The organism is Collinsella aerofaciens (genome assembly GCF_015546965.1).
In the GTDB taxonomy this organism is placed as follows: Bacteria; Actinomycetota; Coriobacteriia; order Coriobacteriales; family Coriobacteriaceae; genus Collinsella; species Collinsella aerofaciens_X.
The window spans coordinates 131229-153676 of record NZ_JADMUF010000004.1 but is presented as its reverse complement, the minus strand read 5'-3'; the positions used below and the strand labels follow the sequence as shown (position 1 = coordinate 153676).

Genomic DNA, 22448 nt, shown 5'->3' with positions numbered 1-22448 from the left:
ATCGTCCAAATCACAGGGCCGTGCCACCGGAACTCCGCCGGCAGGCACGGCCCTTTTTCAACAGCGTACAATTTGCCTTTAGAGCATCTTTTTGAGGGAGAAACCCATGGAGACGAACGTTATCTGGCGCAACGCGCGCGCGGCCGTGATCGAGCTTGACGACGGCGGTTACTTTACCTGCGCCGATACGTGGGAGATCTTTGTCAACGACGAGCCCGCTGGTACCACGAATACGGTCGAGACCTATGTCGACGGCCTGACCCCCGGCAAGCGTAACCTGGTTCGTTTTGTTTGTGGCGAGCGTGAGCTGAGCGTAGGTGTCACCACGCCGGCTGAGCCCTTTACTATCAACGTTCGCGACTGTGGCGCCAAGGGCGATGCCGAGCACGACGACACCACCAACATCCAGGCTGCCATCATGGCCTGCCCCAAGGGCGGGCGCGTGCTGATCCCCGCCGGTAGTTATCGCATCAAGTCCCTCTTCCTTAAGAGCAATATCAACATTGAGCTCGCCGAGGGAGCGGTGCTGTTGGCCCGTCACGACCGCGCGGCGCTTGCCTACATTCCGGGCACGGTCACAGGCGACGAGGGCGCTGGGTATGCCGGCACCGATATGCTGCCCCTGGGCCGCTGGGAGGGCGAGAGTTTCTCGACCTACTGTTCTACCTTTACGGGTCTGGGCGTGCACGACGTGTGCATCTATGGTCGTGGTGCCATCGACGGTCAGACCGATTTTGCCGAGGACAACTGGTGGAACAAGGACTTTAAGAACATCTTTCGCCCCGAGGAGGGCCGCGAGGTCGCCCGCCCGCGCATGATCTTCCTGTCCGAGTGTGAGAACGTGAGCTTGGCCGGCTTCACCGTGCGCAACAGCCCGGCGTGGAATATCCATCCCGTCCTGTGCGAGCATGTCGACGCGCTCTGCCTGTCGATCGAGGGTCCCAAGAACTCCCACAACACCGACGGTTTCGATCCCGAGAGCTGCGGCTTTGTCCGCATCCTTGGCTGTCAGTTCTCGGTGGGTGACGACTGCATCGCCATCAAGAGCGGCAAGCTGGGCATTGAGCCCGAGCTTCGTCCCGCCACGCACGACGTGTTGATCTCGCACTGCTACATGCACGACGGCCATGGTGCCGTGGTGCTGGGATCCGAGGCTGCCGGCGGCATCAAGGACCTTACCGTGAGCAAGTGCCTCTTTGAGCGCACCGACCGCGGCCTGCGCGTCAAGACCCGCCGCGGGCGCGGCAAGGACGCCGTTAACGAGGGCATCACCTTTGAGCACATTCGCATGGACGAGGTGCTCACGCCCTTCGTGGTCAACTCCTTCTACTTCTGTGACAAGGACGGCAAGACCGATTACGTGCAGTCTCGCGAGGCTTTGCCTGTCGACGACCGCACGCCCGGCTTTGGTGCCACGACGTTTTGCGATATCGAGGCCACCAACTGCCATGCTGCCGTGGCCTATATCACGGGTCTGCCCGAGAGCAAGGTGACACGTCTGACGTTCCAAGACGTTCACGTTACCTTTGCCGACGATGCCGAGCCCTTTGTGCCGGCCATGGCCTGTGGTGTGGAGCCGATGGTGCGCCAGGGCATCATCGCGCAAAACGTCAAGGTACTCGACCTGCAAAATGTGGTTATTGAGGGCCAGGACGGCGAGGAGCTGCAGCTCCAGAACGTCGACAAGGTCGTCCGTTCCTAACTCGGGGTGATGACCAGGGCTGCATTGTCGGATAGATCGGCAATGCAGCCCTTATGCGATACGGCCGTGTGCGCTGCGCTACGCATCATGGTGAAAGGGAATACATGCTCAATAAAACGATTCCTGTCGGGGTCGATGGCTCGTCTGCCACGATTGCGTCTTATGTTTTTGCCCCGACCGAAGATGCTTATGCTTTAAAACCGCTGCCTGCGGTTGTGGTCGTGCCAGGAGGCGGCTACGATCACGTTTCACCGCGCGAAGGCGAGCCGGTAGCGCTCCGTTTGTTGGCGATGGGCTACCAAGCGTTTGTGCTGAACTACTCGGTTGCTCCGGCTGTCTATCCGCTGGCATTGCAAGAACTCGCGCGGGCGGTCGATACCGTCCGAGGCCATGCGGCAGAGTACTGTGTCGATCCTGATCGGATTACGGTCATGGGTTTTTCGGCCGGTGGGCATCTGGTTGGCTTGCTCGGGGCGCTTTGGGACCAATCCTGGCTTGCAGAGTCGATCGCGGCATCGCCTGAGTCGATTCGGCCTGACGCACTTTGCTTGGGCTACCCGGTCGTAAGCTCGGGGACCTATGCTCATCGTGGTTCGTTTGAACACCTAACGAGTGCCGATGACGCTTTGGCTCAAAAGTTGTCAATCGAGAATATGGTGGGCGAGGGCTTCCCTCGTACGTTCTTGTGGCATACCGCCGAGGATGCATCGGTGTCAGTTCAAAATAGCCTCCTTCTTGCGCAGGCTCTTGCCGACCACGGGATTGGCTTTAGCCTACATGTCTTTCCGCATGGAAAACATGGGGCATCGCTCGCTACGGCCCTAACGGCATTTAAGGGCTGCGCCGAGCATATTCAGCCACAGGTTCAGGGCTGGCCTGAGCAGTTCGCGGCCTGGGAGCGTGATGGACGATGAGCGAAAGCATCTATACACTGCGCGTTTCGAGGGCTGCGGCAGGAGCATATCCAACGATTTCCGATGCCTTGGCGGCAGCCGATCAACTCTATCCGGATGCCGAGCAACCAGTGACAATCCATATCGAGCCGGGTGAGTACCGCGAACGGGTCGAGATTCATCGACCGTATGTGACGCTGGTGGGCGAGACGGCTGACAGCGTGCGTATCGTGGGCAGTCTGGGCGCCAAGATGCCCTCGGGGGACGGATCGGGCATTGACGGAAAGCTCGGCACCTTTAGGACCTATACCGTTTTGGTCGATGCCGACGACGTGCGGCTCGAGAACCTCACGATCATCAACGATGCCGGCGACGGTCGCGAGGTGGGGCAGGCGATTGCCCTGTACGCCGACGGCGACCGTTTGGTGGTCGACGCCTGTTGCATTACGGGGCGCCAGGACACGCTGTTTTTGGGCCCGTTGCCCCCGCGCGAAGTCAAACCGGGCGGATTCATTGGGCCCAAGCAGTTTGCGCCGCGTCGGGTGGGCCGTAAGTATTTTCGACGCTGCCGGATTGAGGGCGACGTCGACTTTATCTTTGGTGGCGCGTGTGCCTATTTTGAGGGGTGCGAGATCCGCTCGCTCAACCGCAATATGGACGTGAACGGTTACGTGACGGCGGCATCGACGCCCGAGGGAGAGCCATATGGCTTCGTGTTCCACGGCTGCTCGTTTACAGCCGCGCAAGACGTGGCACCGGATTCGGTCTATTTGGGTCGTCCTTGGCGTGAGTGGGCCCAGACCGTGCTGATCGATTGCTGGCTGGGACAGCATATCAAGCGCGAAGGTTGGTGGGATTGGAATAAGCCGGCGGCGCACAACTGCGTGCAGTATGCTGGCGCGATTCTGCATGGGCCGGCGGGTGATACTACCGGCTGGGTGCCGTGGGCGAATGAACTCGATGTGATGGCTGCCGCCGGGTACGCTCGCGAGCAGGTGCTTGCCGGTGCGGATGGCTGGGATCCCGAGGGAGGCACCGGTGATGCGGTTGAGACGACTGGGCTATCTGCCAATGGCCGCACCGTGCACATCGAGACGTACTGCGAAGACGAGCCTGCGCTGCGCGCCCGACTGAAGCGCGAAGGGCGCTCGGCGGCATTTGCGGGCAAGACCCCTGCAGACTTTGAGGCGTGGAGGATTGCGACCAGGACTCGCCTGTACGATGTTTTGGGCCTTTCGCTTATGGACCGCGTCCCGATTGAGATTCGTGAGCTCAGCCGCGTGCGGGTTGCCGGCGGTATCGTGCGCACCCATGCGATGCTGCAGGTGGAGCGCGACGTTTGGATGCCGTTCTACCTGTTGGAGCCGTCTCATCCTAAGCTTGATGAGCGGGGACTCAAACGCTGCTATATCTGCCCGCATGGCCATCAGGGAGCAGGCGCCGCAAGTGTTGCGGGCGTGACGGGCGTGCCGGCGGTCGATGATGCTGTGCGTAAGTTCAATTACGACTACGGTCTACGTTTGGCGCGTATGGGTTACGTGACCGTCTGCCCCGACGCACGCGGTTGGGGATACCGTCGTGACTGGAAGGGTCAGGGCGATGACGAGAACAGCTTTCTGCGCGGCACGTGCCTAAACCAGGCGCGCATGGCCGAGCCGCTGGGACTTACCGTTGCGGGCCTCAACGCCTGGGATAACATGCGTCTGATCGATTACCTAGAGGCGCGCGGCGACATTGCCATGGACGACCTGGGCTGTTTTGGCTTTTCGGGCGGCGGATACATGACACTGTATCTGGCCGCACTCGACCCGCGTGTGCGCAAGGCGTTTGTCTCGGGCTATCTGTACGGTGTCGACGATTCGCTGCTGCATCTCAATGGCAATTGCAGCTGCAACTACACACCCGGACTTTGGCGCTTGCTCGACATGGGCGATATTGCCTCGCTTATTGCGCCGCGCCCGTTGTTAGTGCAGAGCTGCGAAGAAGATCATCTGAACGGTTCGCGCGGGCTGAAAAATGTCGATGAACAGCTCAAGATCGTGCGCGATGCCTACAAGTTGCTGGGCCGCAGAGATGGCCTGCGGCACGAGGTGTGTCCGGGTGAACACCATCTGGGCGTGGCACATCTTGCCGAGGATATCGAATGGCTCGATTCGCACGTTGCGAAATGCGACCGTGCATAGCCCCTCGGCATGCTGCAAATAAACGGTACGTACCTGTATGGCCGCCAATGGGCGGATGAGGAGAAGATTATGGAAACGAAGAACTTGAGTGAATCGACCATTTGCTGCTTTGGCGATTCGACCACATGGGGGGATAACGGATGCGGCGCAGGCGGCAACGACATCTCTTGGACTTCGCATCTGGGCGCGTTGCTGGGAGGTGCAGTCGTCGAGAACTTTGGCATCAAGGGTTCGCGTATCGCCGTCAAGGCCGACCGCAGCGATTCGTTTGTCGAGCGCCTGGACGGCATCGACGATGCGGCCGATATCTACATCGTCTTTGGCGGCGTCAACGACTTTAGCCGCAACGTGCCGCTTGGCGAGTTGGGCAGTACCGATGTGCACGAGTTCTATGGTGCACTCGATTACCTGATCCGCACCATCACGGCACGCTCGCCTCGGGCAAAGCTCGTGATTATGACGCCGTGCAAGACGAGCGGTAAGCACGAGAAGGATATCCCGGCAAGCGATGAGCTCAATCACCTGGGGTTGACACAGGTCGCCTACGTGCGGGCGATGCTCGAAGTCTGCGACCGCTACTCCGTTCCGGTGATTGACCTGTATGCGCAAAGCGGCATCAGCCCGTTTTTGCCGGAGCACCGCGAACTCTATATGCCGGACGGCCTGCATTACAGCCCGGCTGGCTATGAGCGCCTGGCGCATCGCATCGCCGCGGGCTTAGCCGCCGTTTGCCGTTAAAAGTCTGCCGTTCGCGGGGAATATAGGGTTAACGTTCACCCTATATTCCCCGTTCGCGTTACACTAGGGGTAACGTTCACCTATCGTTTATGTCAGAGGGGACAGCAATGGGTTGCAATCAAATCCTGGACCGTTATATCGAGCAGTTGATCGAAACCTCTACGCCGCAGGCGCCGGCCTGGAACATCGAAAAGCTCCGTGCCGGTAAGGAGAACACCTGGAACTATATCGACGGCTGCATGATCAAGGCGCTCATCGAGCTGTACGAGATCACGGGTGAGCAGCGCTACCTGACGTTCGCCGACGACTACATCGATTTCTTTGTCCAGGACGACGGTACCATCAAACATTACAACCCCGAGGAGTACAACCTCGATAACGTTAATGCGGGCAAGACCCTCTACAAGCTCTATGACCTGGTGGGCAAGCCCAAGTATCGTGCGGCCATGGATACCATCTATCGTCAGCTCGAAACCCAGCCGCGCACCAAAGAGGGCGTGTTTTGGCACAAGGCCGTCTACCCCAACCAGATCTGGCTCGACGGCATGTATATGGCACAGCCGTTCTACATGCAGTACGAGCTGAGTTTCCACAACCGTCGTGCCTGCTCAGATAGCTTCCATATGTTCCAGGTCGTGCACGACCTGATGCGCAACCCCCTCAATGGTCTGTACTATCACGCTTACGACGCGAGCCGCAAGCAGTTCTGGTGCGACCCGGTCACCGGCCTTTCGGCTAACTTCTGGCTGCGCGCCGAGGGCTGGTTTGCCATGGCGCTCATCGACACGTGGGAGCTTATGCCGCCTTCGATGTCGGCCGAGAAGGACGAGATCCGCAAGATGTTCCACGACCTGATTGACGCCATGCTGCCGTATCAGGACGAGAAGACCGGCATGTGGCATCAGGTCATCAACCTGCCCAATATCGCCCCCAACTACCTGGAGGAGTCGGGCAGCGCGATCTTTGCCAACGCCATCATGAAGGGCGTGCGTCTGGGCGTGTTGGGTGAGCGCTACTACCAGTACGGCCGTCGCGCCTTCGACGGCATCTGCGAGACCTGCCTTTCCGAGCACGATGGCCAGCTGGCGCTCGACAACATCTGCCTGGTTGCGGGCTTGGGAAACACCGCGCACCGCGAGGGCACGTTTGGTTACTACATGAGCGAGCCCGTGGTCAAAAATGATGCAAAGGGTGTGGCGCCGCTGGTGCTTGCCTATATCGAGACCATGCATCACGACAAGCTGGCCGGTAAGCGCGATCCGCTCGCCCCCTCGGGCGTGTGCTCCATCGAGGACCCGTTTGGCGGATACACCCCGGGCATCAACGCTCATAAGGGATGTGAATAACGTGGGGGCTATTACTCCGGGTGTACGTTTGCACGACCTTCCGCAGGGGACCGTCGAGGAACGCATTCGCATGGCGGGAGAGCTGGACTTTTCGTGCATTCAGCTGCCGAGCAAGGTGCTCTACGCATCGATGGGGATCGATCGAGGCGGCCTGACCCGCGAGCTTGCCGACCATTTGCGTGCGGTACTCGACGAGGCGGGCGTTTCGGTCGCCGTGCTCGGCTGCTATAAGAATTTGGCGACGCCCGATCGCCAACAGCTCATGGATAACTTTGCCGAGTACGAGGCATGCTTGAACTTTGCCCAGATGCTCGGCGGATGCCCGGTTGGCACCGAGACCGGTCGCCCCAATGCGCAGAACCGCGTTGCTGATGACCGCATGACCGATGAGGCGCTTGAGGCTTTTATGGACGGACTCGCACGCGTCTGCGAGCGCGCCGAGGCCGTGGGCGGGCAAATACTGATCGAGCCTGGCTGGAACGAGACGGTCAACACGCCGGATCGCTGCCGCGAGGTGCTGGAGCGCGTCTCGAGCCCGTCGCTCGGCGTGATCTATGACCCGGTGTCGTTGCTGCACCCCAGCGTCGTTGACGAGGCGCGGGAAATCACGGCGCGCATGCTCTACTTATGCGGCAGTAAGATTCGCGTGCTGCACGCCAAGGATTTTGAGGTCGTTGATAACGAGGACGAAGCCGGTTGGTGCGACGGTACGGGTTCACGCCTAGTGTGCCACGGCGTGGGCGAGACGGGCCGCTATGACTTTGAGCCCGTGGTGGCCTGGGCGGCTGCCGCCTGCCCTGGGATTCCCTGCGTGGTCGAGAACAGTGTGCCGGCGACGGCGGCTGACTGCCTGGCGACACTCGAGCACATGTCCGCTCGCTGCGGGGCTCCGCATTGCGAGTTATAGCATTGGCTTTTGCCGTGTCGGCAGATTGAGATTACCTGTATGGGGGCGGCGGTGAAGGGTCTTTATCGTCGCCCCATTGGATTGCATTAAAAAGGGGAGTTGCGTGGCTATCCACATTGTCGAAGAGGCGAATCGTTGCCTAGGTTGTAAAAGGGCGTTCTGTCAGATTAAGGGCTGCCCAGTTCAGACGTCTATTCCGCAGGTCATTGACCTGTTCAAACAGCGTCGTCTAGAAGAGGCGGGCGAGCTACTGTTCCAGAACAATCCCATGAGCGCGGTCTGCTCCATGGTGTGCAATCATTCGGGCCAGTGCGAGGGCGCTTGCATCCAGGGCCGCAAGGGCGCGCCGGTGCATTTCTCGAGCATCGAGAACTATATCTCCACGGCATATTTGGATCGTAAGGAGTGGAAGCCCGCACCGTCGTGCGGTAAACAGATTGCCGTGGTCGGTTCCGGTCCCGCTGGTATTACCGTGGCTATCAAGATGGCCCAGCTGGGCTGTGCCGTCACGGTATTTGAGCAGCGCCCCGAGATTGGTGGTGTGCTGGAGTACGGTATCCCCGAGTTCCGCCTGCCCCGTGCGCTCGTGCAAAAGTATCGCCACGTGATGTGCTCGCTTGGCGTGCGCGTGCGCCCCTCGACCACCATCGGTGGCGCGCTGCATATCGACGACCTGCTGCGCGACGGCTACGATGCGGTCTTTGTTGGTACCGGTACCTGGCGAGCTCGCAAGTTGGGTATTCCCGGCGAGTCGCGCGGCAACGTGCTGTTTGGTATCGATTACCTGGTCGATCCCTCGAGCGTGGCGATCGGGCAGAACGTGGCGGTCATCGGTGCTGGCAATGTGGCCATGGACGTTGCCCGCACGGCCCTGCGCTCGGGCGCTCGCAAGGTCACCGTGTATGCCCGATCGCGCCATATCTCTGCCATCGATGACGAAGTGGAGCTGACCGAGCTCGATGGTGCCGAGATTGTGTGCGGCAAGGCGATCTGTGCCATCGACGATAACGGTCCGGTCTTCGAGACGGCTATCTTCGACGAGGAGAATAACGTGGTGGGCTACGAGGAAGAGCTTGACCATGTGTCTGCCGATACGGTTGTGATTGCGGCTTCGCAGGTGCCCAAAGACAAGCTTGTGCTTACGACGGGTGGTCTGGAGACCGACCATCGCGGCCTTCTTTCGGTCGACGAGCGCGGCATGACCACCGTGCCTGGCGTCTTTGCCGCCGGCGACGTGGTCAACGGCCCGCTCACCGTGGTTCATGCCGTGGCAGGCGCCGAGCTCGCCGTCGAAGGCATGACTACCTACCTGGGCCTCTAACTCCATCCCACCCATCGGTTGCGGTGAAATACGGACTGTTTTGGCTGTCAAAAGCCTCATCTACTCCGTATTCCACCGCAACTTTTTTGTGAGGATCGGGATTGAAAGTAGGGAGTGCGAGCGAGTGCGAATGCGGCGGATGCTGATACGATAGGTGTGTTAGCAACTGCCGCTGAGCGGCTCAAACGAAAGGAAGCCTGTATGGAGTCATCCGCCTACCCGATGCTCTTTAGCCCGATCAAGGTCGGTACGACCGAGGTCAAGAACCGCGTCTTTATGCCGCCGGTATCCACGAACCTGGCCGATCATGGCTATGTGACCGACGACTTGGTCGATCATTACCGTGCCCGTGCCAAGGGCGGCGTTGGCCTCATCATTACCGAGGTCGTGACGGTCGAGCCTACCTATACCTATCTGCCGGGTGACATGTGCTGCTACGACGACACGTTTATCCCTGGCTGGGAAAAACTCGCCGCGGCCGTCCACGAGTATGGCTGCAAGATCATGCCGCAGCTCTTCCACCCCGCCTACATGGCCTTTAACATTCCGGGCACGCCGCGCCTGATCGCTCCGTCCTTTGTGGGCCCGTCCTATGCCCGCGAGGCACCGCGCCCCATCACGGTCGATGAGATCCACGAGCTCACGCATCAGTTTGGCGACGCGGCCGTGCGCATGCAGAAGGCCGGTGTCGATGGCGTCGAGGTCCATGCGGCGCATGCCCACGGCATGCTTGGCGGTTTCTTGACCCCGCTCTATAACAAGCGTACCGATGAGTACGGCGGCTCGCTCGACGCCCGCATGCGCTTTTTGCTCGAGGTCATCGCCGAGATTCGCGAGCGCTGCGGCAAGGACTTTATCATCGACGTCCGCATCTCGGGCGATGAGTACACCGATGGCGGCCTGACCCTCAACGACATGATCTACGTCTCGCGTCGCCTGGAGAAGGCCGGCGTCGACATGATTCATGTGTCGGGCGGCACCACCATCAAGCGCGGTTCCGCGATTCCTGCCGCCGGTACCCAGCAGGCCTCGCACGCTGCCTGCTCGCGCGAGATTAAAAAGCACGTCAACATTCCCGTCGCCACCGTCGGACGCATTAACGAGGCTTGGATCGCCGAGGAGCTGATCGAGGACGGTGCCGCCGACATCTGCATGATGGGCCGCGCCAATCTGTGCGATGCCGAGTTCTGCAATAAGGCGGCCGCCGGCAACGCCGACGACATCCGCCCCTGCATCGGCTGCCTGCGCTGCCTGAACGGCATTATGTTTGGCAAGCGCATCTCCTGCACCGTCAATCCCGATGTGGAGCGCGACGAGGCCGGCTACGAGCCTGCCGCCGAGGCCAAGAACGTACTGGTTGTGGGCGCCGGTCCCGCGGGCATGGAGGCAGCCTACATTGCCGCCAAGCGCGGCCACAACGTGGTGCTCGTGGATAAGCAGGACGAGCCGGGCGGCGAGATGCGCATCGCAGCCGTTCCGCCGGCAAAGCAGGAACTCACCCGCGTGATCAAGTATCAGTATCGTCGTCTGGCCGAGGCCGGCGTGAAGTGCGTATTTGGCGCCGAGCTTACTGCCGAGGACATTCAGCGTGACTACGCGGGCTACGAGGTCGTCCTGGCTTATGGCGCCGAGCCCATTGCCCCGGCCTTCATGCAGGGCTTTAAGCGGGTTATGACGGCTGACGACCTGCTGGGTGGCAAGGCTTTCCCGGGCAAGAAGATTGTCATCGTCGGCGGCGGCACCGTCGGTTGCGAGACGGCCGACTACCTGGCCCCGCTGGTCAACGACCTGTCGCCGGCCAATCGCGATGTCACCGTTATCGAGATGACCAAGACGCTCGCTGCCAACGAGGGCGGTGCCGGTCGCGCGGTGCTCATCACGCGCATGCTCTCCAAGGGCGTCCACGTGCTGACCGAGGCCAAGGTGACCGAGATCACAGAGGACACCATCAGTTACGAAAAGGACGGCGAGGTCCACACCATCACCGGTGCCGATACGCTGGTGCTTGCCATGGGCTATCGTCCCAATACCAAGCTGGCCGACGACCTTGTTGCTGCCGGTGTTGCCACCCACGTGCTGGGCGACGCCAACAAGTGCGGCAACATTCGCGACGCCATCGGCGATGGCTATAAGGTTGCCTGCGAGCTCTAGTCAACTCCTTGATGCATGGGGGACCTGTCTCCGCGGCGTCAGTCGGTAAATAGCAAAAAGCGACGGCCGTCCCGTACGTGGGACGACCGCCGCTTGCGTTAGCTGCAATGAGTCGTGCGATTAGAGCCCCAGGATCTCCTTGACCTTGGCGATGATGGTCTCATCGGTGGCGTTGGCAAAGAAGTACTCCTGGAAGTGCTCGCCAGCCAGGGCGCCGCGGACCAGGTCCTGATCGATCTCGCCCAGGACGTCGACGAGCGGGCGCATGGTCACAGCGCGCACACCGTCGAGGATCTTCTTGTTACGCTGCTCGGGCTCAACGCGCTCGGCAGGATAGCCGTTGCCCGAACCAAAGCCAAAGAGCTTCTCGAAGGTGTACTCAAGATTGAGCTCCTGGCCCCAGCCATTCTTGAGGGCGAAGGGCATGGCGACGGCGTTGCCATCGTTGACCTGGGCAAAGGTGTAGGCGTCGAGCGGGTCGGCAACGTGGCCGCACAGCACGCCGGGGAAGGAGTTACAGGCGAGCATGGCGCCCTCGCCGGTGCCGCAGCCGGTCACGACGTAGTCGGCAGCACCGGAGTTCAGCAGCACGGCGGCAAGGATGCCGTTCTGCACGTAGGTGAGGGGCTTGGAGTCGGCGTCGGCATACATACCATAGTTAAAGACGGTGTGCCCCATGGGCTCGACAACCTTCTTAAGCGCAGCCTCGATCATGGGGTTCTTGGAGTTCTGAGAGTTCTCATTGATCAGAGCGATTTTCATGATAGATAACCTTCCACTATTTTCTAAATTACTTGTTAGTTATGTTGCTTGGCATCTCCAACAGAGAGGCCGCTCTGCGGGCGGTGGACGATAAGGTCTGTCGCGAGTTCCGCACGAGCCGAAGAGCACTTAATGTGCTCTTCGTGCGAGTCAGGACTGTTCGAGCAGCAGACCTTATCGTCCACCGCCTCGCCCAGACGTCTTACTGCGGTTGCTTGCCGATGTAGGCCAAGATTCCGCCGTCGACGTAGAGGATGTGGCCGTTGACGAAGTTCGAGGCATCGGAGGCCAGGAACACAGCGGGGCCCTTCAGGTCCTCGGGCGTGCCCCAACGGGCGGCCGGGGTCTTGGCGATGATGAACTGGTCAAACGGGTGACGGCTGCCATCGGGCTGCGTCCCGCGCAGCGGTGCGGTCTGCGGCGTGGCGATATAACCAGGCCCAATGCCGTTGCACTGGATGTTGGCCTCGCCAAACTCGGAGCAGATGTTCTTGGTGAGCATCTTCAGACCGCCCTTGGCGGCGGCGTAGCCGGCGATGGTCTCGCGGCCAAGCTCGCTCATCATCGAGCAGATGTTGATGATCTTGCCGTGACCCTTGGCGATCATGCCGGGCAGGCAGGCCTTGGACACGATGAACGGGGCGTTAAGGTCGATGTCGACGACGCGGCGGAAGTCCTCGGCGCTCATGTCGAGCATGGGGGTGCGCTGGATGACGCCGGCGTTATTGACCAGGATATCGGGCGTGGTGCCAAAATCGGCCTCGATCTTACCGATGAGCTCGGCGACGACGGCCTCGTCAGTGACATCGGCCACGTAGCCGTGAGCCTCAAAGCCCAGCTCGCGGTAGTGCTTCTCGGCTTCGGCGACCTTGTCGGCGTGACGTGCGTTAAAGGCGATCTTGGCGCCGGCCTCGCCGAGCGCCTCGGCAATGGCCATGCCAATGCCATAGGTGGCGCCGGTTACGAGCGCAACTTTGCCATCCAGGCGGAAGCTGTCCATAAGATCAGGCATAGCGATCCTTTCAAAAGAAACGTTCATCTATATAAGTCTTGCTTCTAATACAAGCTCAGTATAGGAGAAGAGGAGGATTTAAAAATCAGATTCTCCTAAAATCAGGTGAACGTTCACTTTTAAAAGGTAAACGGTGATTTCGCCCTTGCCGCGCGGACGTTTATTCGCTCTGTTCCTGCGTGCCCTCTGCGATCATGTTGCGGTTATACACCAGGTGCAGATACATCGCGTCGTGCGCGGCGGTGGGATTGCGCGAGGCGATGGCGTCGGCCACATCGCGGTGCGTGCGGATAGTTTCCTCGACGAGCTTTTTGCCGGTCACGTCGATAAAGAGGGGGACGGATGCCTTGAGCACGCCCATCAGGCGGGGAACGACGAGGTTTCCGGAGCTCTCGGCAATGGCATTGTGGAACGCGGTGTCGGCGGCGGAGTAATCCTCACCGGCCTCGGCCAGGCGCTCGGATTCGTCGCAGAGCTCTTTGATACAGACGACCTGGTCGTTGGTTGCGTGCTCGGCCGCCATGCGTGCCATCTGCGGCTCGATCATAAAGCGCACCTCGAGTAGGTCGCGCGCCAGACGCTGCTTGTCGTCGATAAAGGTAAAGCCCAGCGGGTCGTCGGCAACGCCGGGGTTTGACGCCACATAGGTGCCCGAACCTTGCTTAATGCGCACGATATTGCGCGACTGCAGCAACTTCATGGCCTCGCGCACGGTGCTCCTGCCGGCGCCCAAGCGCTCGACCAGCACGGTTTCCTTGGGCAGGCGATCGCCTTGCTCAAGGTGTTCATCCAGAATCAATTGAATGATTTTCTCCGATATTTGCTCGGGGAGTCCCGATTCGGCGCGGGCCATAGCTATACCTTTCATTACAAAATTCATCTGAGCTATTTTAGCGCACCATGGATGCGATATTGGCCGCTGGATTTGAGTCGGGCGGCTTAGATATACCGTTCGCAGCGTAAATACGACCGTTTACCAAATACATCAGATGTATTTCGAACAAATTCCAAAATGAAACATCAGACCTTTCTAAAACACGCTATAGTCATCAGACGAATTCAAAAGGTCTGATGAATTGGAGGAAAGATGTCAGACCCAACGTTTATGGCTGATCCCACCAGGCTGGTCATCGCCGCCATCGTGGGCATCGCGCTGCTGCTTGCGCTCATCATCAAGTTCAAGCTGCACCCCGTGCTGTCGATGATGGTCTCGGCGCTCGTGATCGGTATCGGAGCCGGCATGCCGCTCGATATGGTGGCAGACACCGTCACCAAGGGCGTGGGCACCACGCTGCAAAACATCGCCCTGCTCATTGGCTTAGGTTCGATGTTCGGCCAGATTTTGGAGGAGAGCGGCGGCGCCAAGAAGATCGCCCAGACCTTCATTGACACCTTTGGCCAGGGCCACTCCAGCTGGGCGCTGGGCATCACCGGTTTGGTCATCGGCACCACGGTGTTCTTTGAGGCCGGCGTGGTCGTTTTGATCCCGCTTGCCTTTAGTGTGGCGTCGCAGACCAAGAAGTCGACCCTCTACTACGGCATCGCGCTGCTCGCGGGACTTGCCGCTGGCTATGCGTTTGTGCCGCCATCTGCCGGGTCGGTTCTGGTCGCCGGCACGCTCAGTGTCGACCTGGGCACCATGATCCTCGTCGGTATCCCCACCGCCTTCATCGCCATGGCGATTGCCGGCGTCATCTGGGGCCGCAACGTGGGCGGTCGCATTTTTACCGATGTTCCGGAGCACTTTACCTCTGCCGAGGGTGCGAGCGACGAAAAGGAGCTTCCCTCCTTTGGCATGGTGCTTGCCATCGTGCTCACGCCGCTTTGTCTGATTTTGCTGGGCACGTTGTCCTCTTATATCCCCATGCCCGCTGAGCTCGCCTCGATTCTCGCCTTCCTGGGCAAGCCGTTCGTCGCTTTGACGCTCGCCACGCTCGTCGCGATGTATCTGCTGGGCGCGCGCCGAGGCTACTCCGGCGCCGACCTCAAGGCCCTGCTCGACCGCTCTCTTAAGCCCGTCGGCATGATCTTGCTGGTTATCGCCTGTGGCGGCGTCATTCGCTGGATGCTGCAGGACTGCGGCTTGGGCCAGGTTATCGGCCCTATGCTCGAGGCCTCACCGCTGCCTTTGGTGGTCGTTGCCTTTTTGATTGCCGTCATGGTGCGTGCCTCTGTCGGCAGCTCCATCGTCGCTATGACCATGGCATCGGGCATTATGGCTGCCATGCCCGCGGTTGCCGGAGCCTCGGTGCTCATGCGTGCCGCTATCTGTCTTGCTATCTGCGGTGGTGCCACGGCCCTCTCGCACGTCAACGATGCCGGTTTTTGGATGTGCTCCTCGTTCCTGGAGATTGACGAGAAGACAACCCTCAAGTCCTGGACCGTTATGGAGACGCTCATCGGCCTTTCGGGTCTTGCCTGCGCCCTGGTGATTTCGTTCTTCGCCTAGTTCGCGTAGCTAAGCATCTTTCACCGAGTGCATCGCTCGGTACCCATTTTCACCTGATTCATTAACCAACGATTGATACAACCGTTCAAACCAAAAGAGGAGAGCATTATGGACGAGAAGACCAAGGCACAGATTCGGCAGGAGGCAGCCGACCTGGTTGCCAAGCTGCAGCCGCGTTCTGGCAAGTTCCGCACCATCAGCCCCGAGATGGACCCGCTGCGTCTGGGCTCCGGCTGGACGATCGAGGACCTGGACAAGCCGCAGGTCATCATCGAGTCGACCTTTGGCGATTCGCACCCGGGTTCTGCCGGCCTGTTCGAGCTGGTCGAGGAGGTCCGTGCCGGCGTTGCCGAGGCTGGCGGTCACGGTGCCCGTTACTTCTGCACCGATATCTGCGACGGCGAGGCCCAGGGCCACGACGGCATTAACTACTCGCTGCCCAGTCGCGACATGATCGCCAACATGATTGAGATTCATGCCAAGGCCACCCCGTTCGACGCCGGCGTCTTTGTCGCCAGCTGCGATAAGGGCCTGCCTGCGAACCTCATGGCCATGGGTCGCATCAACATCCCCTCCATCGTCGTTACCGGCGGCGTCATGGATGCAGGCCCTGACCTGCTGACCCTGGAGCAGCTCGGCGCGATTTCTGCCCGCTACGAGCGCGGCGAGATCTCTCGCGAGGAGCTTGAGTTTGCCAAGCACAACGCATGTCCCAGCTGTGGCGCCTGTTCCTTTATGGGCACCGCGTCGACCATGCAGGTTACCGCCGAGGCCCTGGGCCTTATGCTTCCCGGTACCGCCCTGCTGCCCGCAACCAGCTCCGATCTGCGTGAGTTTGCGCGCGAGGCTGGCCGTCAGTCCGTGTGGCTCTCCGAGCACAACCTGTGCCCGCGCGATATCGTGACCAAGGAGTCCTTCGAGAACCTCATCATGGTCCACGGCGCCATCTCCGGTTCCACCAACTCGCTGCTGCACATTCCCGCGATCGCCCGCGAGTTTGGCATCGAGATGTCCGCCGACGATTTCGATCGCCTGCACCGTGGCGCCCACTACCTGCTCAACGTTCGCCCCGCAGGCGAGTGGCCGGCGCAGTTCTTCTACTATGCGGGCGGCGTGCCGCGCATCATGGAGGAGATCAAGTCGATGCTCCACCTCGACGTTATGACCGTCACCGGCAAGACTCTCGGCGAGAACCTCGAGGATCTCAAGAACAACGGCTATTACGAGAAGTGCGGTCGTTACCTTGAGAAGTGGAATCTCAAGCGCGAGGACATCATTCGCCCGTTTGACCAGGCCTTTGGTACCGACGGCTCCATCGCCATCCTCCACGGCAACCTTGCTCCCGAGGGCGCCGTCGTCAAGCACACGGTTGTTCCGCGCGAGATGTTCCAGGCTACGCTCAAGGCCCGTCCGTTCGACTGCGAGGAGGACGCCATTCACGCCGTCCTGACGCACGAGGTCAAGCCCGGTGACGCCGTCATCATTCGCTATGAGGGGCCCAAGGGCTCCGGCATGCCCGAGATGTTCTACACCACCGAGGCCATCGCCAGCGATCCCGAGCTGGGCGCCAGTATTGCCCTGATCACTGACGGCCGCTTCTCCGGCGCCTCCAAGGGCCCGGCTATCGGTCATGTCTCGCCCGAGGCCGCAGTGGGCGGCCCGATTGCCCTGATCGAGGAAGGCGACCTGATCCAGATCAACATCCCCGAGCGTTCGCTGTCCATCGTGGGCATCGCCGGCAAGGAGATGGAGCCGGCCGAGGTCGACGCCGTCCTGGCCGAGCGTCGAGCCACTTGGAAGCCCAAGGCTAATCGTTACACCTCCGGCACGCTCAAGTTCTTTACCGAGCATGCAGTTTCCGCCATCCAGGGTGGCTACATGGAGTAGCGCCCATGCGCATCAAATATCTCCTCTCATAGATGCGTGGTACAAAAAAGCTCCGAGCTCACACGAGCTCGGGGCCTTTTTCGTCTGGATTGGGGACGCATAGCCGGACGTAAACAATTTGCGTCTGGTAATAAGCGTACGAAAGCGCAATTTACGTCTTAATTTCGGACGCAAATCAAGACGAAAACCGTTTACGTCTGCTTTAAATCCGTATGAAAACGGTTTTCGTCTTGCAGGGCAGTTGCCGTTTCTACAGTTCAACTTCCAGTTCGGCTTTGTGTTCGCAGAGGTAGTCGCGCATGTAGGGGATGGCAAATGAGACCTTGCCGTACGAAGGAGCCTCGATAATCGATTCTCTTAACAGGCGGCTGCGGACGGAGCTCACCTGTTGAGGCGTTTTGTTTAGGGCATCGGCAACCATGCTGGTCGAGCTCGTCTGCCCCAAAGACGCCATGCTCAGCAGATAAGCGATGCACGTGGGCGGAATGCGCTGCAGCGCGGGCTCAATCACCATGCCGCAGAAGCGTTCGCGTGCCGTTGCAATGCCATGCTCGGCTTCTTCTTCTCCAATAATCGCTGTATGTGCGCGTCTTGCCAACTGCCATGCGTAGTATCCAACGAGTTGGATCATGAAAGGATAACCTTGCGTTGCCTCGGCAAGTTGGCCGGCAATACCTGGCTGCGACTCCATGCCAGACGCTTCAAAGGTTTCCTCGAGGGAGTACGACACTTCGGTTACTGCCACAGCCTTCAGATCAAAGGGGAGGGCACGGCGCAAAAACGCAAGTGTCTTTCCGTTGATGATGCTTTCAATCATCGAAGGCAGCCCAGCAAAAACAAAGGCGATATCAAGGTCTTCGCCGATAACCTGCTGAATCGCAATGGAGAGCGTTCGGACCTCATCGAGCTCTGCGTCTTGAACCTCGTCGAGAGTGATGAGCAGGCCGTTTCCATTCTTGGATATTGTCTGTCTCATGGCGTCGCGTAGCGATGGGCCGATTCGCTCAATATCTATGCTGCCGATGGATATGCCAGCTACGGTGGGCTCAAATCTGGCGTGTTTGGCCTGGAATTTGGGCTGCAGCTGTTCGAGAATGCGCTGGCAAAGTCCCTCGGTTGCGACCTCTTTTATGACCGTCCAGCCACGGCTTTGCGCCAAACGTGAGCACTCGTCAAGGAGGACCGTCTTGCCCGTTCCACGGACGCCGGCTATGCGCATTAGGCGCCCCGGGGCACCAGGCCCGTTGACGAGGCCCTCATTGAATTCTTCGAGCACATCTTCGCGGCCGATAATCGTGGGAGGTGTTTTACCTGCTGTGGGCTTAAAAGGGTTTGTTTGCATGTGAGCCACCTTTGCTCAAGATATAGCAAGATATAGCAAAGTATAGTGAGATATAGCAAAGTAAGCGCTACTCGCGGGTTTTGCGGTGGTGCTATTTTCCAAATGCCGCGCGGATAAAGCGCTGGGCGAACAGCTTGTTGGCAACTCACGAGGGCTCGGGGTGCCAATTTGGGGTGCAGTAGTGCTGCGCCACGAAAAGGGCCTATCTACTACGTTTAAGCCGCAGGGGTCAACCATAGTCGGCTTTTTCGAAAATCGACAAGCTGTCTACCTGCGGTTTTGTTTTCGCACTTTTCAGCATGGTCTGGGCTCTCCGCGTTAACGTAGTAGATGGGCCCCTTTTGTGGCAAGGGGCCGACCTGCGGCTCAGGGTAGCCAAAAAAGCCCCGTCCCAAAAAGGCTGTTGGAAGTTGCGGTGGAATAGTTCCTGTTTTTGCAGCTGAAGGCTTTGAGCAGGAACTATTCCACCGCAACTTATGAGGGGGCGGGGGATGCGATAGTATTGCATGGTGGTATTCGATTAACCGAGGGTTTATCCGAGGGCTTTATGGAACAGCAGCATTATCAGAGCCTGCAAGACCAGGCGTACAACGCATTGCGGTCCAAGATCATCTATGCCGAGCTCAAGCCCGGCACGCGCCTTTCGGCGATTGGTCTGGAAAAGGAGACGGGAATCGGGCGCACGCCCATTCGCGAATCCTTTGTGCGCCTGCGTGAGCAGGAGCTGGTGGAAACGCGTCCCAAAAGCGGCACCTATGTATCAAAAATCAGCATGGAGCGCGCCGAGAATGCCTGTTTCTTGCGCGAAAAACTCGAGAGAAGCGTGCTCATTAAATGCTGCTCTGCCGCCACGCCCGAGCAAAAGCATCGGCTCGAGCAGATTCTTGCCGAGTCCGAGTCGCTCGACCATAGCGAAACGCGTCGTTTCTTTGACCTGGACAACCTGTTCCATGAGACGTGTTTTGAGATTGCCGGTCGTCACATGTTGTGGGATTGGATGAAGAGCATCAACACGCATTTTGAGCGATACAACTGGTTGCGTATGGTGTCGCAGGATTTGGATTGGGAGCCGATTCGTCGGCAGCATCGCCGGATTCTCGAGGCCATTAAGAGGGGCGATACCGACGCGGCGAGCTATCTGGCAGAGACACACCTGCACCTGATGCCCGAAGAGCAAGGTCCGGTTATCGCCTTGCATCCCGACTATTTTGAGCTGTCCAAAGACTCGGCCATCTAACTCGTCCCCTTCATTAGTTGCGGTGAAATAGGGATTGTTTTGCGGCTCTGATGGTGTAAGCAGTCCATATTTCACCGCAACTGCTGGGGCACTATTGGGGCACAAAAAAGCTGCGGCGCCGCTTGGAGGAAAAGACCGGAAGCAAAGGTCCATTCCTCCAGACGGCGCCGCAGCTGTTTTGATGGCTCGGCTTTTACCGAAGTGGCTCAGTTGAGCGCGACTGCCAGCCGATTATACAAAGCGGCTCGGGGGCGTGTCGCTTCCGTCACGTTCTATCAGCATACAAGACGGTTTTGGTTCTTGTTCGTGACGGAAACGGCGCGCTTCCGAGCCGCTTTAAAAGAAAGGGGGCGAGGTCTAGGGCACGCCCCCTCTCACGATAGAGAGCTAAACCTAGCCGCGGACTTTCTTGACGACGTCCATGGCCTCGCGGGCGATCTGCTCGACCTTGGAGAAGTCGCCGTCGGCAAAGAGGGCCGGCTTGACCATCCAGGTGCCACCGCAGGCGATGATGGCGGAGGAGCTCAGGTACTCCTCGACGTTGGCGGTGCTCACGCCGCCGGTAGGCATAAAGCGGTGGCCGACAAACGGAGCGGCGAGGGCCTTGATGGTGTTCAGGCCGCCATACTGGGACGCGGGGAAGAACTTGGTGACCTTGAGGCCCAAGTTCTCGGCGGCGGTGACCTCGGAGGGGGTTACAGTGCCGGGAAGGACAGGCAGGTCGATATCGATGCAGTGCTTCACGACGTCCTCGTTGTAACCCGGGGAGACGATGAACTTGGCACCGGCGGCGCGGGCCTGCTCAACCTGCTCGACGGTCAGGACGGTGCCGGCGCCAACGCACATCTCGGGCTCGGCCTCGGCCATAGCGGCGATGCACTCGGCGGCGCAGGCGGTGCGGAAGGTGACCTCGGCGGACTTCATGCCAGCTGCCATAAGGGCGTGGGCGAGCGGGGCGGCGTCCTCGACCTTGTCGAGCACAACGACCGGCACGATGCCCAGGGACTTAAGCGTGGTGTAGAACTGATCGAACATGATGTTCCTTTCGATGTGTGGCGCGCATGGGCGCGTGATTGCCAAATGTGCTGGTCAGGAGCCGATTTTGGATTGGTTATCGGAGGCACTGCTTGGGGTTCAAGCAATTCCAAAACCGGCTGCTCGACCAGTCGTGTAGGGAATGCCAGGCAAAACCGGAATGGGACTGGTGGTTTTGCCCGGCCGGAGGAATCGGGGAGCGGGCCGCAGGGGTATGGGATTGGAAAGCTGCGGCCCGCGGAATGGAGACGGACTAGCGCGCGACGCGGGTGCCACCGTCGGCGGCGGATGCCACGGCTGCGATCTCGTCTGCGGTCACCAAGTTGGAATCGCCCTTGATGGTGAGCTTGAGGATCGACGCTGCAATCGCGTAGTTGACGGCGTCCTGCGGGCCAAAGTCGTTGATGAGGGCATGGACCAAACCGGCGTTGAAAGCGTCGCCGGCGGCAACGCCCTCGAGCACGTGAACGTCGTGAGCAGGGGAGAACCAGTGCTCGCCGCTCTCGGCGTCATAGAGCATGCCCATCCAGATGGAGCGCTCGACGCAGGAGATGTTGCGGACGACCGAAGCGACCTTCTTGCAGCCGTACTCGGCGCAGATTTGGCGGGCCATCTCGACGTAGGTGTCGCGCTCCTCGATGCCGTGGGCAAGGGAGCCAGAGACGCAGGTCATGCCAAGGCCGGCAGGCGCGTCCTCGTCATTGGCGATGCAGATGTCGACGAGCGGCAGGAGTTCCTTCATGGTTGCCTGCGACTTCTCGGGCGACCACATCTTGCCGCGATAATTCACGTCGCACACGGTCGTGATGCTCTTGGCGCGGCAGGCGGTGAGGGCATCCTTGCAGGCGGTAGCCATCTCATCGGAGACGGCGGGGGTCACGCCGGAGAAATAGAAGACATCGATGCCCTTGAGGATCTCGTCCCAGTCAAAAATATCGCGCTTGGCCATGTTGATGGCAGAGTACTTGCGGTCGTAGACGCAGCCGTTGCCGCGCTGCGAGGCACCGACCTCAAAGACGTAGGAGCCAAGACGGTCGCCCTGACGCACGACGCGCGTGGTGTCGACGCCGTAGGCCTTCAGCGAACGCAGGGCGCACTCGCCCAGACGGTTGGCTGGGACAACGGAGACGTAAGCGGCCTTGTCGCCCTGGTAGGCCAGGGAAAGCGCGGTGTTTGCCTCGGCGCCGCCGTAGCGGACATCAAACTCGGTCGCCTGCTCAATGCGCAGGTGGTCTTTGGGCGATAGCCTCATCATGATCTCGCCGAAGGTAAGAACCGTTTTACCCATGGTCGCGTAGCTCCTTCTTGCTCGTGCGTACACCTTTGATATGGCGTTGGCACGCAGGTGCCAAGACGGTAGGGTGCGTCTTTGCACCTGCGTGCCAACGCTTGCCGAAATCGGTTTACGAAATCGGTTTCGTTTCGAGTTGTAGTATACTCACCTACAGCGTTTTGCAACCGAGATTTTTAAAAAAATGCCTAA

17 protein-coding genes are annotated in these 22448 nt (G+C 59.8%); 11 read left to right on the top strand and 6 right to left on the bottom strand.

Annotated elements, in window-relative coordinates:
* Window positions 1–106: 106 nt before the first annotated feature.
* The 8 genes from I1M21_RS04685 (at window position 107) to I1M21_RS04650 (ending at window position 11241) form a co-directional block, all read left to right on the top strand.
* A complete protein-coding gene (locus I1M21_RS04685; protein WP_195192623.1) occupies window positions 107–1702 on the top strand; it encodes a glycoside hydrolase family 28 protein in 1596 nt (531 codons plus the stop codon).
* Between the two features lie 104 nt (window positions 1703–1806).
* Entirely contained in the window at window positions 1807–2616 is an 810-nt protein-coding gene (locus I1M21_RS04680; RefSeq protein WP_195192622.1) for an alpha/beta hydrolase, read from the top strand.
* A complete protein-coding gene (locus I1M21_RS04675) occupies window positions 2613–4778 on the top strand; it encodes a pectinesterase family protein (RefSeq protein WP_195192621.1) in 2166 nt (721 codons plus the stop codon). Before I1M21_RS04680 ends, I1M21_RS04675 begins: the two co-directional genes overlap by 4 nt.
* 69 nt (window positions 4779–4847) lie before the next feature.
* The gene (locus tag I1M21_RS04670; RefSeq protein WP_229025600.1) at window positions 4848–5516 is read left to right on the top strand and encodes an SGNH/GDSL hydrolase family protein; all 669 of its coding nucleotides are present in this window, start codon (window positions 4848–4850) and stop codon (window positions 5514–5516) included.
* A gap of 107 nt (window positions 5517–5623) precedes the next feature.
* Window positions 5624–6862 carry a glycoside hydrolase family 88/105 protein gene (locus tag I1M21_RS04665; RefSeq protein WP_229025599.1) on the top strand — a complete coding sequence of 413 codons (1239 nt, stop codon included), beginning with the start codon at window positions 5624–5626 and terminating at the stop codon, window positions 6860–6862.
* Between the two features lies 1 nt (window position 6863).
* Entirely contained in the window at window positions 6864–7769 is a 906-nt protein-coding gene (locus tag I1M21_RS04660) for a sugar phosphate isomerase/epimerase family protein (RefSeq protein WP_195192618.1), read from the top strand.
* Window positions 7770–7872: 103 nt separating this feature from the next.
* Entirely contained in the window at window positions 7873–9090 is a 1218-nt protein-coding gene (locus tag I1M21_RS04655) for an FAD-dependent oxidoreductase (RefSeq protein WP_195192617.1), read from the top strand.
* Window positions 9091–9291: 201 nt separating this feature from the next.
* Window positions 9292–11241 carry an NAD(P)/FAD-dependent oxidoreductase gene (locus tag I1M21_RS04650; protein WP_195192616.1) on the top strand — a complete coding sequence of 650 codons (1950 nt, stop codon included), beginning with the start codon at window positions 9292–9294 and terminating at the stop codon, window positions 11239–11241.
* Between the two features lie 120 nt (window positions 11242–11361).
* Here I1M21_RS04650 and I1M21_RS04645 read toward each other — a convergent pair whose 3' ends face one another.
* The 3 genes from I1M21_RS04645 to I1M21_RS04635 all read right to left on the bottom strand — a co-directional run bounded on the left by I1M21_RS04645 (window position 11362) and on the right by I1M21_RS04635 (window position 13868).
* Window positions 11362–12003 carry an RpiB/LacA/LacB family sugar-phosphate isomerase gene (locus I1M21_RS04645; protein WP_161115487.1) on the bottom strand — a complete coding sequence of 214 codons (642 nt, stop codon included), beginning with the start codon at window positions 12001–12003 and terminating at the stop codon, window positions 11362–11364.
* Window positions 12004–12205: 202 nt separating this feature from the next.
* A complete protein-coding gene (locus I1M21_RS04640; protein ID WP_195192615.1) occupies window positions 12206–13015 on the bottom strand; it encodes a gluconate 5-dehydrogenase in 810 nt (269 codons plus the stop codon).
* Window positions 13016–13175: 160 nt separating this feature from the next.
* Entirely contained in the window at window positions 13176–13868 is a 693-nt protein-coding gene (locus I1M21_RS04635) for a FadR/GntR family transcriptional regulator (RefSeq protein WP_229025597.1), read from the bottom strand.
* Window positions 13869–14102: 234 nt separating this feature from the next.
* On the opposite strand from I1M21_RS04635, the gene I1M21_RS04630 reads away from it, so the two are divergent.
* A complete protein-coding gene (locus I1M21_RS04630; RefSeq protein ID WP_195192613.1) occupies window positions 14103–15464 on the top strand; it encodes a GntP family permease in 1362 nt (453 codons plus the stop codon).
* Between the two features lie 108 nt (window positions 15465–15572).
* The gene (gene ilvD, locus I1M21_RS04625) at window positions 15573–17351 is read left to right on the top strand and encodes a dihydroxy-acid dehydratase (protein ID WP_229025596.1); all 1779 of its coding nucleotides are present in this window, start codon (window positions 15573–15575) and stop codon (window positions 17349–17351) included.
* Window positions 17352–17601: 250 nt separating this feature from the next.
* Here ilvD and I1M21_RS04620 read toward each other — a convergent pair whose 3' ends face one another.
* Entirely contained in the window at window positions 17602–18693 is a 1092-nt protein-coding gene (locus I1M21_RS04620; RefSeq protein WP_195192612.1) for an ATP-binding protein, read from the bottom strand.
* Window positions 18694–19240: 547 nt separating this feature from the next.
* Between I1M21_RS04620 and I1M21_RS04615 the strand changes: the two genes are divergently transcribed.
* On the top strand, window positions 19241–19930 hold the full coding sequence (locus I1M21_RS04615; protein WP_195192611.1) for a GntR family transcriptional regulator: 690 nt from the start codon (window positions 19241–19243) through the stop codon (window positions 19928–19930).
* 393 nt (window positions 19931–20323) lie between these two features.
* Here the strand turns inward: I1M21_RS04615 and eda are convergent, their stop codons facing one another.
* Together eda and I1M21_RS04605 are read right to left on the bottom strand one after the other, a co-directional pair.
* On the bottom strand, window positions 20324–20965 hold the full coding sequence (gene eda / locus I1M21_RS04610; protein WP_138114104.1) for a bifunctional 4-hydroxy-2-oxoglutarate aldolase/2-dehydro-3-deoxy-phosphogluconate aldolase: 642 nt from the start codon (window positions 20963–20965) through the stop codon (window positions 20324–20326).
* 253 nt (window positions 20966–21218) lie between these two features.
* Window positions 21219–22253 carry a sugar kinase gene (locus I1M21_RS04605; RefSeq protein WP_195192610.1) on the bottom strand — a complete coding sequence of 345 codons (1035 nt, stop codon included), beginning with the start codon at window positions 22251–22253 and terminating at the stop codon, window positions 21219–21221.
* Window positions 22254–22448 lie beyond the last annotated feature (195 nt).

Coding starts and splice junctions, on each gene's coding strand:
- I1M21_RS04675 (WP_195192621.1), top strand. CDS start 2,613: ATGAGCGAAAGCATCTATACACTGCGCGTTTCGAGGGCTGCGGCAGGA.
- I1M21_RS04665 (WP_229025599.1), top strand. CDS start 5,624: ATGGGTTGCAATCAAATCCTGGACCGTTATATCGAGCAGTTGATCGAA.
- I1M21_RS04635 (WP_229025597.1), bottom strand. CDS start 13,868: ATGGCCCGCGCCGAATCGGGACTCCCCGAGCAAATATCGGAGAAAATC.
- I1M21_RS04605 (WP_195192610.1), bottom strand. CDS start 22,253: ATGGGTAAAACGGTTCTTACCTTCGGCGAGATCATGATGAGGCTATCG.
- I1M21_RS04685 (WP_195192623.1), top strand. CDS start 107: ATGGAGACGAACGTTATCTGGCGCAACGCGCGCGCGGCCGTGATCGAG.
- I1M21_RS04670 (WP_229025600.1), top strand. CDS start 4,848: ATGGAAACGAAGAACTTGAGTGAATCGACCATTTGCTGCTTTGGCGAT.
- I1M21_RS04640 (WP_195192615.1), bottom strand. CDS start 13,015: ATGCCTGATCTTATGGACAGCTTCCGCCTGGATGGCAAAGTTGCGCTC.
- I1M21_RS04680 (WP_195192622.1), top strand. CDS start 1,807: ATGCTCAATAAAACGATTCCTGTCGGGGTCGATGGCTCGTCTGCCACG.
- I1M21_RS04630 (WP_195192613.1), top strand. CDS start 14,103: ATGTCAGACCCAACGTTTATGGCTGATCCCACCAGGCTGGTCATCGCC.
- eda (WP_138114104.1), bottom strand. CDS start 20,965: ATGTTCGATCAGTTCTACACCACGCTTAAGTCCCTGGGCATCGTGCCG.
- I1M21_RS04650 (WP_195192616.1), top strand. CDS start 9,292: ATGGAGTCATCCGCCTACCCGATGCTCTTTAGCCCGATCAAGGTCGGT.
- I1M21_RS04615 (WP_195192611.1), top strand. CDS start 19,241: ATGGAACAGCAGCATTATCAGAGCCTGCAAGACCAGGCGTACAACGCA.
- I1M21_RS04645 (WP_161115487.1), bottom strand. CDS start 12,003: ATGAAAATCGCTCTGATCAATGAGAACTCTCAGAACTCCAAGAACCCC.
- I1M21_RS04620 (WP_195192612.1), bottom strand. CDS start 18,693: ATGCAAACAAACCCTTTTAAGCCCACAGCAGGTAAAACACCTCCCACG.
- ilvD (WP_229025596.1), top strand. CDS start 15,573: ATGGACGAGAAGACCAAGGCACAGATTCGGCAGGAGGCAGCCGACCTG.